General features: G+C 58.7%; 14 protein-coding genes and 1 pseudogene. 12 read left to right on the plus strand and 3 right to left on the minus strand.

What is annotated here, in order from left to right; genetic code table 11:
* Window positions 1-67: 67 nt before the first annotated feature.
* Genes kdpB through kdpF form a run of 3 tightly spaced genes read right to left on the minus strand, consistent with a single transcriptional unit; the run spans window position 68 to window position 3,929 of the window.
* A complete protein-coding gene (gene kdpB / locus KVG95_RS21445) occupies window positions 68-2,125 on the minus strand; it encodes a potassium-transporting ATPase subunit KdpB (RefSeq protein WP_217857870.1) in 2,058 nt (685 codons plus the stop codon).
* Between the two features lie 11 nt (window positions 2,126-2,136).
* Window positions 2,137-3,831, minus strand: coding sequence for a potassium-transporting ATPase subunit KdpA (gene kdpA / locus KVG95_RS21450; protein ID WP_217857871.1), 1,695 nt, complete (start codon window positions 3,829-3,831; stop codon window positions 2,137-2,139).
* 8 nt (window positions 3,832-3,839) lie between these two features.
* Window positions 3,840-3,929 carry a K(+)-transporting ATPase subunit F gene (gene kdpF, locus KVG95_RS21455; RefSeq protein WP_007899818.1) on the minus strand — a complete coding sequence of 30 codons (90 nt, stop codon included), beginning with the start codon at window positions 3,927-3,929 and terminating at the stop codon, window positions 3,840-3,842.
* Between the two features lie 294 nt (window positions 3,930-4,223).
* Here kdpF and KVG95_RS21460 point away from each other — a divergent pair.
* The 12 genes and pseudogenes from KVG95_RS21460 to KVG95_RS21515 all read left to right on the plus strand — a co-directional run.
* A pseudogene (locus KVG95_RS21460) lies at window positions 4,224-4,415 on the plus strand (ethanolamine permease); the annotation flags it as partial.
* Between the two features lie 756 nt (window positions 4,416-5,171).
* A complete protein-coding gene (locus tag KVG95_RS21465) occupies window positions 5,172-5,921 on the plus strand; it encodes a hypothetical protein (protein ID WP_217857872.1) in 750 nt (249 codons plus the stop codon).
* A gap of 115 nt (window positions 5,922-6,036) precedes the next feature.
* Entirely contained in the window at window positions 6,037-6,267 is a 231-nt protein-coding gene (locus KVG95_RS21470) for an AlpA family transcriptional regulator (protein ID WP_217857873.1), read from the plus strand.
* Window positions 6,268-6,271: 4 nt separating this feature from the next.
* A complete protein-coding gene (locus KVG95_RS21475; protein WP_217857874.1) occupies window positions 6,272-7,114 on the plus strand; it encodes a ParA family protein in 843 nt (280 codons plus the stop codon).
* An 82-nt stretch (window positions 7,115-7,196) separates the two neighbouring features.
* Window positions 7,197-7,406, plus strand: a complete 210-nt coding sequence (locus KVG95_RS21480; protein WP_217857875.1) for a hypothetical protein — start codon at window positions 7,197-7,199, stop codon at window positions 7,404-7,406.
* A 14-nt stretch (window positions 7,407-7,420) separates the two neighbouring features.
* Window positions 7,421-9,007, plus strand: a complete 1,587-nt coding sequence (locus KVG95_RS21485) for a ParB family protein (RefSeq protein ID WP_217857876.1) — start codon at window positions 7,421-7,423, stop codon at window positions 9,005-9,007.
* Window positions 9,004-9,552, plus strand: a complete 549-nt coding sequence (locus KVG95_RS21490) for a DUF2857 domain-containing protein (protein WP_217857877.1) — start codon at window positions 9,004-9,006, stop codon at window positions 9,550-9,552. Before KVG95_RS21485 ends, KVG95_RS21490 begins: the two co-directional genes overlap by 4 nt.
* Complete coding sequence (locus tag KVG95_RS21495; RefSeq protein ID WP_217857878.1) at window positions 9,549-10,739, plus strand: STY4528 family pathogenicity island replication protein; 1,191 nt, start codon at window positions 9,549-9,551, stop codon at window positions 10,737-10,739. The genes KVG95_RS21490 and KVG95_RS21495 overlap by 4 nt, the downstream gene beginning before the upstream one ends.
* A gap of 240 nt (window positions 10,740-10,979) precedes the next feature.
* Window positions 10,980-11,735, plus strand: a complete 756-nt coding sequence (locus KVG95_RS21500; protein WP_217857879.1) for a PFL_4669 family integrating conjugative element protein — start codon at window positions 10,980-10,982, stop codon at window positions 11,733-11,735.
* The gene (locus KVG95_RS21505) at window positions 11,732-12,250 is read left to right on the plus strand and encodes a DUF3158 family protein (protein ID WP_217857880.1); all 519 of its coding nucleotides are present in this window, start codon (window positions 11,732-11,734) and stop codon (window positions 12,248-12,250) included. The genes KVG95_RS21500 and KVG95_RS21505 overlap by 4 nt, the downstream gene beginning before the upstream one ends.
* Window positions 12,247-12,717, plus strand: coding sequence for a single-stranded DNA-binding protein (locus KVG95_RS21510; RefSeq protein ID WP_217857881.1), 471 nt, complete (start codon window positions 12,247-12,249; stop codon window positions 12,715-12,717). Before KVG95_RS21505 ends, KVG95_RS21510 begins: the two co-directional genes overlap by 4 nt.
* 225 nt (window positions 12,718-12,942) lie before the next feature.
* Window positions 12,943-14,910, plus strand: a complete 1,968-nt coding sequence (locus KVG95_RS21515) for a DNA topoisomerase III (RefSeq protein WP_217857882.1) — start codon at window positions 12,943-12,945, stop codon at window positions 14,908-14,910.
* Window positions 14,911-14,953 lie beyond the last annotated feature (43 nt).

The raw sequence follows: 14,953 nt of genomic DNA on the forward strand, positions 1-14,953 counted from the left end.
GCCGCTTCGCAGCCCAGCGGGAGCAAGCTCCCTCGCCACAAAAAAGCCCCTACTCCAGCGACAGCCGTCAAACCAGATGCAGCGCCGTCAACAGCATGTCGATCGCCTTGATCCCCACGAACGGCACCAGAATCCCGCCCAGTCCATAGATCAGCAGATTGCGCCGCAGCAACGCCGCCGCACTCACTGCCTGCACCCGCACACCGCGCAGCGCCAGCGGAATCAGCACCACGATGATCAAGGCGTTGAACACAATCGCCGACAGAATCGCGCTCTGCGGACTGCTCAGGTGCATGACGTTGAGCACACCCAGTTGCGGGTAGATCGAGGCGAACAGCGCCGGCAAGATCGCGAAGTACTTGGCCACGTCGTTGGCGATGGAAAAGGTGGTGAGCGCACCGCGAGTCACCAGCAACTCCTTGCCGATTTGCACCACGTCCAGCAGCTTGGTCGGATCGCTGTCGAGGTCGACCATGTTCGCCGCCTCGCGCGCCGCTTGCGTGCCGTCGTTCATCGCCATGCCGACGTCCGCCTGGGCCAGGGCCGGGGCGTCGTTGGCGCCGTCACCGCACATAGCGACCAGGCGCCCGTCGTTCTGCTCATGACGAATGCGCGCCAGTTTTTTCTCCGGTGTGGCTTCGGCCAGCACATCATCCACGCCCGCTTCGGCGGCAATCGCAGCAGCGGTCAGCGGGTTGTCGCCGGTGACCATGACCGTGCGAATCCCCAGCTTGCGCAGTTCGGCGAAACGCTCGCGGATGCCAGGCTTGACCACGTCCTTGAGGTGGATGACACCGAGCAATTTACCGTCAGCGCACACCAGCAACGGCGTACCGCCGCTCTGGGCGATCTTGTCGATTTCACGGGACAGGGTCGGTGCGAGGTCAGCGCGGTTCAGGCCAACGAAGGCCAGCAACGAATCCACTGCCCCCTTGCGATACACGCGGCCCTGATAGTCGACACCGGACAAACGCGTCTCGGCGCTGAAAGGCACGGCGGTCAGCACCTCGGGGGACGGCTCAGGCTGCGGATGAAGACTGCGCAGGTACTCGACGATGGATTTGCCTTCAGCGGTGTCATCCGCCAGGGAGGCAAACAACGCGCCTTCGGCCAGTTCCTTGGCGCTGACGCCAGGCGCGGCATAGACCGCGGAGCAACGACGGTTGCCGAAGGTGATGGTGCCGGTCTTGTCCAGCAACAGAACATGCACGTCCCCCGCCGCTTCCACGGCGCGACCGGACTTGGCGATCACGTTCAGGCGCACCAGACGGTCCATCCCGGCAATCCCGATCGCCGACAACAAGCCACCAATGGTGGTCGGAATCAGCGTGACCAATAACGCCACCAGAAACACCAGCGGCAGATTGCCGTTGGCGAAGTGGGCGAACGGTTGCAGGGTCACCACCACCAGCAGAAAGATCAGGGTCAGGCCGATCAGCAGGATATCCAGCGCCACTTCGTTCGGGGTTTTCTGGCGTTTGGCACCTTCGACCAACGCGATCATGCGGTCGAGCGTCGACTCGCCGGGGTTGGCGGTGATGCGCACCAGCAGCCAGTCGGACACCAGTCGGGTGTTACCGGTGACGGCCGAACGGTCACCGCCGGACTCGCGAATCACGGGGGCCGATTCACCGGTAATCGCCGCTTCGTTGACCGCCGCGATACCTTCGATCACTTCGCCGTCACCGGGGATCATCTCCCCCGCTTCGACGCGCACCACATCGTCCTTGCGCAGGCTGGTGGCCGGCACCACTTGAAAGGTGCCGTTGGTGGTTTTGCGCCGGGCGCTGAGACCTTCACTGCCGGCCTTGAGGCTGTCGGCGCGGGCCTTGCCACGACCTTCGGCCAGCGCTTCGGCGAAGTTGGCGAACAACACGGTGAACCACAGCCACAACGCGATTTGCGCGGCGACGAAGGTCGGCACGGCGTGGTCGGGAATGAAGCACAGCACTGTGGTGAAGATGGCGGTCAGTTCCACCACCAGCATCACTGGCGAACGTTGTAATTGCCGCGGGTCAAGCTTGACGAAGGCTTGCACCAGCGCCGGACGCCAGAGGGCCGAGATCGCAGTTTTCGGTTGTTCCGGCGTCTTGACGACGACGGCTTTAGTTGCGGGCATATTCATGATTGGATTCCTTAGAAGCCCATGCTCAAGTGTTCAGCGATAGGACCCAGGGCCAACGCCGGCAGGAAGGTCAAGCCACCCACCAGCAGAATGGTCATGGTCAACAGGGTCACGAACAGCGGGCCATGGGTCGGGAAGCTGTTCTGGCCAATCGGCGCGGTTTTCTTCATCGCCAGGCTGCCGGCCAGGGCCAGTACCGGGAGGATGTAACCGAAGCGCCCGATCAACATGCCCAAGCCCAGCATCAGGTTGTGGAACGGGGTATTGGCCACGAAGCCGCCGAACGCCGAACCGTTGTTGGCACCGGCCGAGGTGTAGGCGTAGAGCAACTGGCTGAAACCGTGAGCGCCGGGATTAGTCACCGAGGCCACAGGGCCTGGCAGGCTGGCGGCAATCGCGCCGAGCACCAGCACGCTGACCGGCATCACCAGCAAGGTCACCACCAGCAACTGGACTTCTTTGGCTTGCAGTTTCTTGCCGAGGTATTCCGGGGTGCGGCCGATCATCAGGCCGGCGAGGAACACCGCGATCAGCACATTGAGCAACATGCCGTAGAGCCCGGCACCGACGCCGCCGAAGATTACTTCGCCGACCATCATGTTGATCATCGCGACCATGCCGCTCAGCGGATTGAGGCTGTCGTGCATGCCGTTGACCGAACCGTTCGACGCCGCGGTGGTGGTCACCGACCACAGCACGGTGGCGGTGGTGCCGAAGCGCGCTTCCTTGCCTTCCAGCGGCGCGGTCTGTTCGACGGCGACGTTGGCCAGGGTCGGATTGGGTTGGTACTCAGCCCACAGCGACACCGCACCACCAATCAGGAACAGCGTCAGCATGCAGGCGATGATCGCGCGGCTCTGACGCAGGTCTTTCACGTAATGGCCGAAGGTGAACACCAGCGCCACCGGAATCAGAATGATCGAGCCGAGTTCGAACAGATTGCTCCAGGCCGTCGGGTTCTCGAACGGATGCGCCGAGTTGACGCCGAAGAAAGCACCGCCGTTGGTACCCAGTTGCTTGATCGCAATCTGGCTGGCGGCCGGGCCGAGCGGAATCACCTGATCGACGCCCTGCATCGTCACCGCGTTCACGTACTGCGCGAACGTTTGTGGCACGCCCTGCCAGACCAGATACAACGCCAGCAGCAGGCACAGTGGCAGCAGGCCATAGAGGGTGGCGCGGGTCATGTCGACCCAGAAGTTGCCGAGGGTCTTGGTGGACTTGCGACCGATGCCGCGACACAGCGCGACCAACACGGCAAGCCCGGTGGCGGCGCTGACGAAGTTCTGCACGGTGAGACCGACCATCTGACTCAGGTAGCTCATAGACGCTTCGCCGCTGTAGGCCTGCCAGTTGGTATTGGTCATGAAGCTGATGGCAGTGTTGAACGCCAGCGTCCACTCCTGACCCGGCAGATTTTGTGGGTTCAGCGGCAAATGCCCCTGGAACAGCAGGATCGCAAACAGCAGCAAGAAGCCCGCGAGATTGAAGGCGAGCAAGGCCAGGGTGTATTTCTGCCAACTCTGTTCGGCCTGTGGATCGACGCCAGCCACCCGATAGCAGCCACGCTCCACCGGCCCGAGGATCGGCGAAAGCCAGGTGCGCTGCCCTTCCATTACCTTGTAGTAGAAGCGCCCCAGAAACGGTGCCGGGATCAGTACCACGGCGAAGAAGGCGATGATCAGCCAATAGTCATAACTGTGCATAGCCGCTCCTAGTTCCGGTCCGCGCGCAACAGCGCAACCAATAGATAAATGAACAGCCCCACTGCCAACAGCAGGGACACCCCGTCCAGAACGCTCATGGAAATTCTCCCTATTACGGCGTATTGCCGCGTGTGGAGTATATTGTCCGCAGAGTGGCCGTAAAGGCGCGAGATCGAATGATGTGACGGGGTATAAATAAAACGTAAAGAATGGGAGGTTATGCGGGGCAGGGCCTGCCAACAACGCTCCAAACTGGCGCACAAACTGCCCCATCCAGCCGCTAACATCCCCGATACGACAGCTTTCAGCGCTTTACGACGCCCACCTGCAAAATGGCACACCCGCTGCACACGCCCTGCCCGAGTTTTTCCAAACCGTTTAGGGAGCAACGCATGAACACACAACTCAAACTCACGCTGGGCACACTGCGCCTGTGGGGTATTGTGGTTGGGCTGGTGATTTCCTTTCCGGAGAGTACTTCGGCTGGAGTTACGGGGCTGGGGGGCGTGGCCGGGACACTGGGCTTCCTGGTGATCTCGTACATGGTCGCCACGATGTACACCTGCTTCATCTCCCGTTTCACTTAACTGACCACCGCCATCCTCTCCGGACACATCTGTCTCGCGCTAGTTAATATTGGCTGAAGATGGCGGCCAAGGCATATGGATCATATTCGGTAATCGTCAAAAAAAATCAGTCATGTTCTAAGGGAAAGCTTCGACAGGTGTGGCAGGAAGTATTCGTGCTTCAAAGTGCTCGAGCCAAGCGCTTGCATCGATGAATAGGGGGCATCGACTGTCGTAAAAAACTTCATCTCGGCCAAAGTCCGATCACGCAATAGGCGCTGCCGCGACGCGACATTTTCTGCTGGTGTTCCTTGTAGCGCTGCCTGGGTAGCGGGCGTCATGTTCAAGTCTCTAGCAGTAGCCACTTCAGCTCATCCTTATAATACCCGCTGCCATCCTTTTGAATCGTACTGACTGGATCAGACTCAGGTCCACGCAGGTGATGACCTATAACAGTGGGAGCTTATGGTCCATTGCACCCATCTAGATCGCGACTGACGGTTTGAACCCGCCCTGTAAATGATGGTCTCCACACTGGATCCAATTGCTTTACGGAACCGAAATCCGCATACAACTGCGATGCGATCCCGCCCACCTGCCTGGGACGAAGCCATCAACAAAGCAAATGCACTTTTCAGGTGCTGGGTAAATGGAATGACCTCATCGAGTAAAAAATCCGAATAACACAGCCACTACCAGCAGTTTTCAGCAGGTAGGCGATGTAGAGATGTTTCGCGGGAGGCCGATCCATAAGGAATGGAGATCCGTTCGCACATGTCTTCAAACAACTTTAACCCGCAGGCTAAAATCTTCTATCGACCCATCGACGCAGCATTGCGTTGGTGCAACCTCATTCGTTACGAAGCGCAGATCGTGCAAGCGGCTTGGTCTTGCCCTGAAAAGCTCAGGAGCCTGTTTCCTCAATGGCCGTGCCTACAAGCGAATACCGACAAAATTTATGACGCTGTCCGCAATGGCGAATTACCATATGGCTGTTTCGGTATTTCGGTGCCCCTGGGCACCCCCGTAGAGCCCGCTCTGCTGACGGTACGACACTCTGATCTACGCCATTGGATGCAGGTCTACTACGCCGATCAGAGGCCAGACTTTCTGTTCGAGTCGAACGACGACCCTCGAGACAAAATCAGCCTGGGTGTTTACTTTGCACTCCAGGCCGAGCGGGATGCCCTCCTTCGAGAGCGCGATGCTCTGCAACGTCAGCTCCAAGATGTCGAAGCTGACCTTCAGGCACTGGGACTTGAGCAGGAAAGCCTTAAAACGCTGGTAAAAACGCAGGGACAGCTCAGCGATCGTAGTGAACACACCTATTTGCAGATCATCGGTGCCTTGGTCAACACCGTCTTGGATGTGTCGCCTGCAGGTAAACCTCTTTCCGTGTTCAAGAGCCAAGCCGCAATCGTCGATGCTTTGACCGCGCGCCACAATGACATTCCCGGTCTCAGCAAACGAACGCTGGATAAAAAGTTCGCGGCAGCCAATCGCACTCTCAAAAAAACCACCTGAACCAAATCATTGCACTGCAATGCACTCGATTGCAGTGCAATGACTCCCTCGCTTTTCTGCTATTCACTTCAGATCACTTCCCACCACGCGCCAAACGGCGCCAGGAGTGACCAGCATGTCCAGCTCATCCGTCCCGCTCGCTGACAGCCCTCAACCACCGGCCGAACGTCACATCATGCGGCGTGACGAAGTGGAGCGGAAAACCGGCTTCAAGCGTGCGCACATCTACAACCTGATGAAAGAAGGAAAATTCCCTCAGGCCAAACGCATTGGACTGCGCGCGGTCGGCTGGGACTCGCTGGAAATCGAGCAGTGGGTCGTTGAGCGCTTAGGCCAGCAGGCCTGATGCCATGCGTGTGGTATCGGTGGTGTCCACCAAAGGTGGGGTAGGCAAAACCACAGTAGCTGCCAATCTCGGCGGTCTGCTGGCGGATGCTGGCCTACGCGTCCTGCTGCTCGATCTGGATAGCCAGCCCACCCTATCCAGCTATTACGCCTTGAGCCAGAAAGCTGTTGCTGGTGCGTATGAGCTCATTGCACTCAACTTAACAACGCCTGCTCAGATTGTTTCCAGGACAGTGATTGCAGGGCTCGACCTAATCATCTCCAACGACGATCAAGGCCAGCTAAATACATTGCTGCTACACGCTCCTGACGGGCGATTACGGCTGCGCAATTTACTCGACAATTTCCGATCCAATTATGATCTGCTTTTGATCGACACCCAAGGCGCACGCAGCGTGCTGCTGGAGATGGCCATCCTGGCTTCCGATCTCGCCCTCTCTCCCATCACGCCGGAAATGCTCGCCGCTCGCGAACTGCGCCGCGGCACCTTGAAGCTGCTGAGTGAACTCGAACCGTTCCGCCACCTGGGCATTTCACCGCCCCCTTTGCGACTGTTGCTGAACCAGGTGAATAGCATTCGGGTGGACACCCGAATGATCACCCGCGGCCTGCGCGAGAGCTTCGCTGGGGCTACCAACATCTCGGTTTTAGAAACCGTAGTTCCAGACCGAGTGGCGTATCTCAATGCCGCCTCCCTTGGCCTACCGGTCCACCGAATCGACACTCGCCAGTCGCGAAAGCCACGCTCGCCATCAGCGTTGGAAACCATGCGGAGATTGGCCACCGAACTGTTTCCGGAATGGCGTGAAGCCATCTCTACGATGAGCAGGTACTCGGAGGCTCGATGAGACGAATCGCCAAGCCGACATTTCTCGCCAAATCACTTTTTATCGACCTTGATGCCAACAGTGTTTGGCAAGGAGTCTTTTGATGTTGGATCAACTGCCCATCATCGTCCAACCATCCATTCGACCACTACCCCCACCTTGCGAAGAGTACTGCACTGTGGTCTTTCGCCTGCAGGGAGGGCGCTCGGCCATGGCGTGGTTCCTCGCAGAACTCTCCCGACATTTCGAAGGTTCGGGGACTGTCGAGATCGTCAAGCTCGAGGTCGGTGACCATTCGCGCAACCGGCGTTAACTGAGGTTGTTCCGATGAAAAAGCTCAGTCAGGAGGAGATTACCGACAAGCTGCACCAGGACCACTTCCCTCGGGGCCCAGAACTGGAGCGGCTGTCCGATCCACTCATCGACACACCTATGCTGGTCACGCTGGAGCAGTTGCGGCCCTACGAACTCAACCCACGCTTCATCCGCAATCCGCTGTATGACGATATCAAGGCCTCGATCCGTGAACGCGGGCTGGATCAACCACCGCCGATTACCCGCCGCCCGGGTGAAACCTATTTCATTATCCGCAACGGCGGTAATACGCGCTTGGCAATTCTCGGCGAGCTGTGGCAGGAAACCCGTGACGAACGCTTCTTTCGCATTCATTGCCTGTTCCGACCTTGGACCAATGAAATCTCCGCCCTGCTCGGTCATCTGGCCGAAAGCGATCTGCACGGCCAACTCACCTTCATTGAGCGTGCGCTGGCCGTGGCCAAACTCAAAACCATGCTCGAACCAGATGGAGCTGTGCTCCCACAACGTGAGCTGGCACGACGTCTTGCCGCTGGAGGCTATCCCATTTCGCAGTCGCATATCAGCCGGATGCTCGAAACCCTCGAACACCTACTACCCGCCATTCCGCAAACACTGTATGCCGGATTGGGTAAGCCCCAGATCGAACGGCTGATCGCTCTGCGTAGCCAGGCCGAACGAACCTGGAACCGTTATCCAACAGACACCGTTGCGTTTACCGAGTTTTGGCTCGAAACCCTAGGCGACTTCGATACCGACCCTGAGTCCTTCGATCTTGAGCAAATCCAGGATGAACTGCTCGAACGCATGAGCCGCTTACTCGGACAGTCCTACCGCATGTTGGCCCTGGAGCTGAGTGACACCCAACAGGTCATCTCGACGTCAGGCGTTATCGTCACCACGCCCTCGGAAAACAGCCATCTGCCGAGTGTCAATGAAGCCGCGGCCGAACCTCCACCCGCAGAGTCCCGTCCCCAATCAACCGAGACCAGGACCCAGACCGAAACAGCGCGAGAGGAACTGCTCACACCGCCCGAAACGAATGTCGTATCAGCGGTCAGCCCTCCGTCGCGTGTTCAACAGATTCGCGAACAGATCGATCGCGAGATTTCAATCGAAGCAGCACCGACAGTCGAGGCCTGCGCGATCGAAGACATCTGGACCATCGCACCCACACTGGACAGCCCCGAACAACTACGTTCAGCCATCGCCGGACTGGCGCGGGAAATGGCGGCCTATGCCGGACATCCCGAGAGCATCATCGATCAGCAGCTTGGCTTGGGTTTTGCCCTAGATATGGAGCGGGTAGATCTTGCGACACCTAGCGCGACCGGTGTTCACCTGCTGCTCCTGGCCCTGTTGCGCGCTCAAGACGAGGTGAACTGGGAGGATCGCAAGCAACTGCCCTCAGCCCTGTTCGGCCAGCTGTTGTTGGGGGTCTATCAACTGCCGCTGACAGATCGTCCCGCCGTGGACGTAGGACTGGAACGACTGCCCGACAGCCTGTTAATCAAACTGTATCGCCTGATCCGCCTGGCCCGGCGCCTGATCGACTTAACGCTTACCCCTGAAGCTGACTCACCGATGGAGTTGCCATGAACCTGTCCTTCAATGTGCTCAACCAGGCCATGCTGACCCAGGTGCTGCACGAGTTGCGCTTGGGTAACCTGCAACGCTGTAAGGCACTCGGACTGGGTGAGGACGATATCTACCTGTTGCAATCTTTACCCGCCACCACGCTGTCGCGCCTGGCCCATGCCACCGTCCCCTGGGTTGAGGTCAAGATTGACTCGCCGGTGCTGCATCGGTTGATCGAGCAAGCCGAACGCGACGAACAGAACGAGCGATGGATCAACCGCGCGCTCAAGCTCGGTGCCAGCAGCACCATCATGTATCAGTGCTTCGGCTTGGCGCATTCGGAAACCGCCCTGCGCCGACGTCTGCTCAAGATAGAAACCCGAAAGGGCCGCCCTCAGCATTTGAGCGAAGCGCAGGAACATGCGCTCTGGCAGCGATGGTGCCAACTACGCACGCAGGACGGTAGCGAGGATCAGCTCGATGCCATGATGATGCTGGCGGAGGAGCAACAGATCAGTTTGACCATCGTCTGGCAGCAGATTGACCAATACAGCAACAGAACATGAACACTGCCCCTTCCAGCCGCTGGCAGCGTGTCCTGCAGCAATGCACTCAGCAGCTGAATGAACATTGGCCCACACGCCCTACCACTGAAAAACCTTCCAACCAGGCGCTACAGGCTGGCTTTCTGTTCAGTGGCCAAGCACACGAAGCCGTGCCACGTCGGCTGCTCTTGGATAGTCGGCTGACCCCGTTGGAGCGTAATGCCTGGCAAGTGTTTCGACTCATGCTGCAAGGCCAGGGTGTGGTCACGCCGCGCTATGAGGATTTGCAGCCTTACCTGTCGAGCGTACCTTACGGAGCGTCAGCCTCCCGTGAAACCATTGCTCGCGTCTTGACGATGCTCAGGCTGACGCGCTGGCTCAGCTTGGTGAGTCGCGGACGCGACCAGCTCAGCGGACGTCTGCAAGGTTCTCTGTACGTCCTGCACGATGAACCGTTAACTCCCGCTGAAGCCATGGAGTTGGATCAGGATTACCTTGAGCTGGTCGGACATGGCCTCCGTCATAACACCAAGGCGGTGTGTATTGTCGCTCAGCATGTTCTGGAAGAAATTCGCCAGGACACGGACATCGATCAGGGTCGACTTCCGACGCGACTCGACAGCTGGGGCGACCACTGGACGCAGCAAGGATTGGATCTCGCAACCGAGGACGCCTTACACGATTCCGAACTGGGTGGCGATCGCCGCGTTCGGAATCGTACAAGCCCTCGTTCGGATTCCGAACCAGGCTGGAACGCCAGCGTTTCCGGCACCGTTCGGAATCCGAACGCCGCCTGTACTGTATTAAAAGAAAGTACTCGTACTGTACCGCGCGCGACCTCAATGGTGGATAACCTGAACTGGCCCGCTCCGCTGCACCTGAGTCCAAGCGAGCGTCAGGCGATCGCCGTGGCGCTGAGCAAGCTCACCCCAGCTGATCGTCAGGCGGTGCTTAACGAAGCCGGTGCACGCTGTGCGGTAGGAGGTATCCGCAGACCAGCGGCCTACCTGATGGGACTGATCCAGCGCGCACTGAACGGTGACTTTCATCCTTGGGCAGGTCAAACGGAACCCTCCCCCATTGCAGAACCGCCCCCAACAGCACCGTCACGCCCGCCCCGAAAACAGGGTGAACCCGCCTCCGCCCTCGCCCAAGCGTGCCTGAATGAGCTGCGCCAACTGCGCGGCAAACGCCCTGGACGTCAGTAGATTTGATGCCAGTGGCATCAAATCTACTGAGTTCTAATGTGAAATCGCAAAGGGCCGAACCTGTGCAGTCCGACGTATGGCCATCGCCATCCATGGAAATGATGCCACCGGCCTCACTCGCGAACGTCTTTGAAATTAACCCTCTCACACCAAACCGAACAGAGCGCATTCAGCTTTTTGGCTGCCCTTGCCCCTCATCTGTCGCAACGTTCCCGTCCAAGCTTATGCGAGGACAACACCGTGGCCGATCACTACCAACTCAACCTGGGTTCATTGCGCAGCAGCATCACCCTGACCCTGCACACGCACCACGCCGCCCGTATTTGGCAAGGCCGGACCGCACGCGAAGGCGTCCACTCGATCATGGGCATGGCCGGTTACATCAGTGTCACCAACCTGATCAAACAAACCGCCGCCCAGGACGATCCCTATGCCGACTGGGCCATCGTGCAACTCGAAGAAAAACTGATGCAGGCCAAAGCTGGAATGCTGGCACTGACCCAACAACTGGATCGAATCAGGCAGGACCTGCCGACACAGATCGACATGGGTGACAACCTCAACATCCACCCCGTCACCTTGCCGTTGTACATCGGCAGCCAGTTGGGTTTTCTGGCGGTCTACCTGCTGACCGACTACGACACCCTGGTGCGTCGTACCCTGTTGGCCCATCACACCGCCTTGATCGGTCGCAGAGACATGGAAGCCTGGATCGACGACGGCGCCCATCTATTGCGCAGCCTGTTCGGCCAGGCGCAGCGCTATCGGCATGCCGGCGTCACACGCGGTGACATGGCGGCGAACAACGCCCGTGCCCTGGCGGCCATCGATAAATGGGGGGCGCCCCCGATGGACATCCTTGAGGGTCATCGCCGCTCCCAGTTTGCGCCACCGATCATTCGTCATGGTGCTGTGACAGAGGATGACGCTGGCGCGTTCGCAGAGGAAACGGGAGAGCCATCTGCGACAGTAGATGAGCCGGAGGATGAAGCATGATTCCCATGATCCCGGCTCAACCAATGCCCTTCGAAGCGTTGACACCGGATGCCTATCGACAGCTCGAACACGCCGCCTCCCTAAAAGGCCTTTTAAAACCTTTTAAGGGTAAGGGGGAGTTGGAGCACTTGGCGCAGGTGGCGAGGGAAATCGAGGCGCAGTTATGTCATCTGATGGAGGTTGTTGTGCAGCAAGCCAGACAGCCCCCGTACTCACTGCTGGATATTCGATTGGTGCTGCAGAACACCAGCGCTGGCAGCACCTTTTTGCGGTGGCGCACCCGAGATTTTGCCCGTATGGGCGTTGCGGCCTGGGAACGTCAGGTCTCCAACAGAGCCCTGCCGCAGGCCGTACGCGAGGGATTGCACCGTTTCGAAGGCGAGCGCATTGCACTGAACTTGCAGATGAGCGTGGTGCATTCGCTCTACCGCCAGGCCACGACCTGCGCGATCAAAATGGCCAGTGCCGAACAGTTACTGCGCCAGTTCACAACCGCAGTGGAGGTATCAGGATGAGCACTTTTTTCGTTGGCGAAGGCAACATCGGCAGTGCGCCAGAGTTCCAGGAGTTTCCCTCAGGCAATGACGAACCGCGACGTTTGCTACGGCTGAATGTGTACTTCGACAACCCCGTGCCACGCGAAGGCAGCTATGAAGATCGAGGCGGCTATTGGGCGCCGGTTGAGCTCTGGCACCGCGAGGCTGAACACTGGAGCACGCTGTACCAAAAAGGCATGCGTGTACAGGTCGAAGGCCGCACCGTGCGCGATGAGTGGGAGGACAGCGAAGACAATGCGCGAGTCACCTTCAAGATCGAGGCCCGTCGCGTCGGCATCCTGCCTCACCGGGTGCACAATGTGGTCATGCGGGAACGCTCTAGTGAGCCAGCGTCATCTTCGATACCCGCTGGGCAAGATACAGAGCAGACCAGTTCACCTGCGTCGAAACCCAGAAAACGCAGAGGACAACCACCGTCAGACTGACAGACTTCAGGCATAAAAATTGCATTTCTGCGCGAAGTGGCTGGCCTGTCGTTACCCGCTGCTCGTGAAGATCCACCTGTCGTCCACACTACAAACGGGTAGCCGCCTCGGCCCATTCAAGCCTGCCCTCACCATCTAATGTGAGGAACCTGCCATTCAGGTTTCTCATATCTCGCCACTGCGGTTTCCAACCACGCTGCTCCGAACTCAATCCGGAGCAGTTTTATGCGCCTCTTCCTCTGCGAGAAACCTTCCCAAGGTCGAGACATTGCCAAAGTACTCGGAGCCAGCCGGCGCGGTGATGGTTGCCTGATCGGCATCGACTCAACCGTCACCTGGTGTATCGGCCATCTGCTGGAGATGGCCCCTCCCGAAGCCTATGGCATTCAGTACAAGAACTGGTCGTTGGATCATCTACCGATCATTCCCGCGCAGTGGCAGGTCGAGGTCAAACCCAAGACCACGGCGCAGTTCAAAGTCATCAAGCGCCTGCTCAGTGAAGCCTCCGCCGTCGTCATCGCCACCGATGCCGACCGCGAGGGTGAAATGATTGCCCGTGAGTTACTGGAGCTCTGCCAGTATCGAGGCCCCGTTCAGCGCCTCTGGTTGTCCGCACTCAACGAGGCCTCAATTCGCAAGGCACTATCCTCACTGAAGTCTGGTCAGGAGACTTACCCGCTCTACCACTCGGCCCTCGCCCGCAGCCGTGCTGACTGGCTGATCGGCATGAACCTCAGTCGTTTGTTCACCCTCCTCGGCCGGCGGGCAGGTTACGACGGTGTACTGTCAGTCGGACGCGTCCAGACACCCACGTTACGTCTAGTCGTCGATCGTGATCGTGCGATTGCCAGCTTCGTCTCGGTACCCTACTGGGAAGTGGAGGTGCACCTGTCCTCAATGGGGCAACCCTTCATCGCATCGTGGTTACCACCAAGCTCAGGACAAGATGAAGCCGGTCGTTGCCTGCAGCAGACGCTTACCCATCACGCGGTCCGAGCGATCTCTAGTGGTAAAACCGCCACAGTACTCTCACTGCAGGCTGAGCATTTCCGCGAAGCGCCGCCCCTACCCTTCGACCTGAGCACCCTGCAGGAAGTCTGCTCGCGCAAGCTGGGGCTCGGCGTTCAGGAAGTCCTGAACATCGCCCAAGCCCTGTATGAAACCCACAAAGCCACTACCTACCCACGCAGCGATTGCCGCTATTTGCCAGAGAGTATGTTCAACGAGGTACCCGCGGCATTTGATGCTCTGCTCAAAACGGATCCCGAACTGCGGCTCTCACTCGGAAGCCTCGATCGATCACTGCACTCTCGCGTGCGGAACGATGCCAAGGTCACCGCGCACCACGCCATCATCCCCACCACTGAGTCGGCGAACCTGGCGCGGATGTCCGAACAAGAACGTCAAGTCTACGAACTGATCCGTAGCCACTACCTCGCACAATTTCTGCCGCATCATGAGTTTGATCGGACCCAGGTCGAACTGCAGTGTGGCGAAGAACGATTGACCGCGGTTGGCAAACAGATCCTGATCCAGGGCTGGAAAGGCTTGCTCTCCGAAAAAACTGAGGACGATGAGCCCAGTCACAAGTCCCAGATCTTACCGGTCTTGCATCAGGGCACGCCGTGCGCAGTGGATGATGTCGAACTCAAGTCCATGCGCACTGCCGCTCCCAAACCTCTCACTGAAGGCGATCTGATCAAGGCGATGAAAAACGTGGCCAAGCTGGTCAACGACCCACGCCTGAAACAGAAACTTCGGGACACCACCGGTATTGGTACCGAAGCCACGCGCGCCGGCATCATCAAGGGGTTGATTGATCGCGGTTATTTGCTAAAGAAAAAACGCGCCTTGATGGCCTCCGCAGCGGCCCATACCCTGATTGAAGCGGTACCCGCAGCCATCGCCGATCCAGGCATGACCGCGATCTGGGAGCAGGCTCTGGACGAAATCGAAGCGGGACGTCTGAGCCTGGATGCGTTTGTCGCCAAGCAGGCGAATTGGATTGCGCAACTGGTCGAACGCTGCGGAGCACTCACCTTGGCATTACCAGTCGAAGCCGATCCGGCCTGCCCCATTTGCAACGCCTCAATGCTCAGGCGAAAGGGGAAATCAGGACCGTTCTGGTCATGCTCCCACTACCCGGACTGCAAGGGCACTGTGCCGATCAGCAAAGGTACGCGTCGCCCCTGACGCGCCTTTGGAGATCAAAAGGAGTATTGGGGCCATGTTCTGC

Origin of the sequence: Pseudomonas farris (assembly GCF_019145235.1) — a bacterium.
Taxonomy (GTDB): domain Bacteria; phylum Pseudomonadota; class Gammaproteobacteria; order Pseudomonadales; family Pseudomonadaceae; genus Aquipseudomonas; species Aquipseudomonas farris.

Excerpts from the sequence above, each read along its gene's own strand:
- kdpB (WP_217857870.1), bottom strand. The coding sequence starts at position 2,125 with ATGAATATGCCCGCAACTAAAGCCGTCGTCGTCAAGACGCCGGAACAA.
- kdpA (WP_217857871.1), bottom strand. The coding sequence starts at position 3,831 with ATGCACAGTTATGACTATTGGCTGATCATCGCCTTCTTCGCCGTGGTA.
- kdpF (WP_007899818.1), bottom strand. The coding sequence starts at position 3,929 with ATGAGCGTTCTGGACGGGGTGTCCCTGCTGTTGGCAGTGGGGCTGTTC.
- KVG95_RS21465 (WP_217857872.1), top strand. The coding sequence starts at position 5,172 with ATGTCTTCAAACAACTTTAACCCGCAGGCTAAAATCTTCTATCGACCC.
- KVG95_RS21470 (WP_217857873.1), top strand. The coding sequence starts at position 6,037 with ATGTCCAGCTCATCCGTCCCGCTCGCTGACAGCCCTCAACCACCGGCC.
- KVG95_RS21475 (WP_217857874.1), top strand. The coding sequence starts at position 6,272 with ATGCGTGTGGTATCGGTGGTGTCCACCAAAGGTGGGGTAGGCAAAACC.
- KVG95_RS21480 (WP_217857875.1), top strand. The coding sequence starts at position 7,197 with ATGTTGGATCAACTGCCCATCATCGTCCAACCATCCATTCGACCACTA.
- KVG95_RS21485 (WP_217857876.1), top strand. The coding sequence starts at position 7,421 with ATGAAAAAGCTCAGTCAGGAGGAGATTACCGACAAGCTGCACCAGGAC.
- KVG95_RS21490 (WP_217857877.1), top strand. The coding sequence starts at position 9,004 with ATGAACCTGTCCTTCAATGTGCTCAACCAGGCCATGCTGACCCAGGTG.
- KVG95_RS21495 (WP_217857878.1), top strand. The coding sequence starts at position 9,549 with ATGAACACTGCCCCTTCCAGCCGCTGGCAGCGTGTCCTGCAGCAATGC.
- KVG95_RS21505 (WP_217857880.1), top strand. The coding sequence starts at position 11,732 with ATGATTCCCATGATCCCGGCTCAACCAATGCCCTTCGAAGCGTTGACA.
- KVG95_RS21510 (WP_217857881.1), top strand. The coding sequence starts at position 12,247 with ATGAGCACTTTTTTCGTTGGCGAAGGCAACATCGGCAGTGCGCCAGAG.
- KVG95_RS21515 (WP_217857882.1), top strand. The coding sequence starts at position 12,943 with ATGCGCCTCTTCCTCTGCGAGAAACCTTCCCAAGGTCGAGACATTGCC.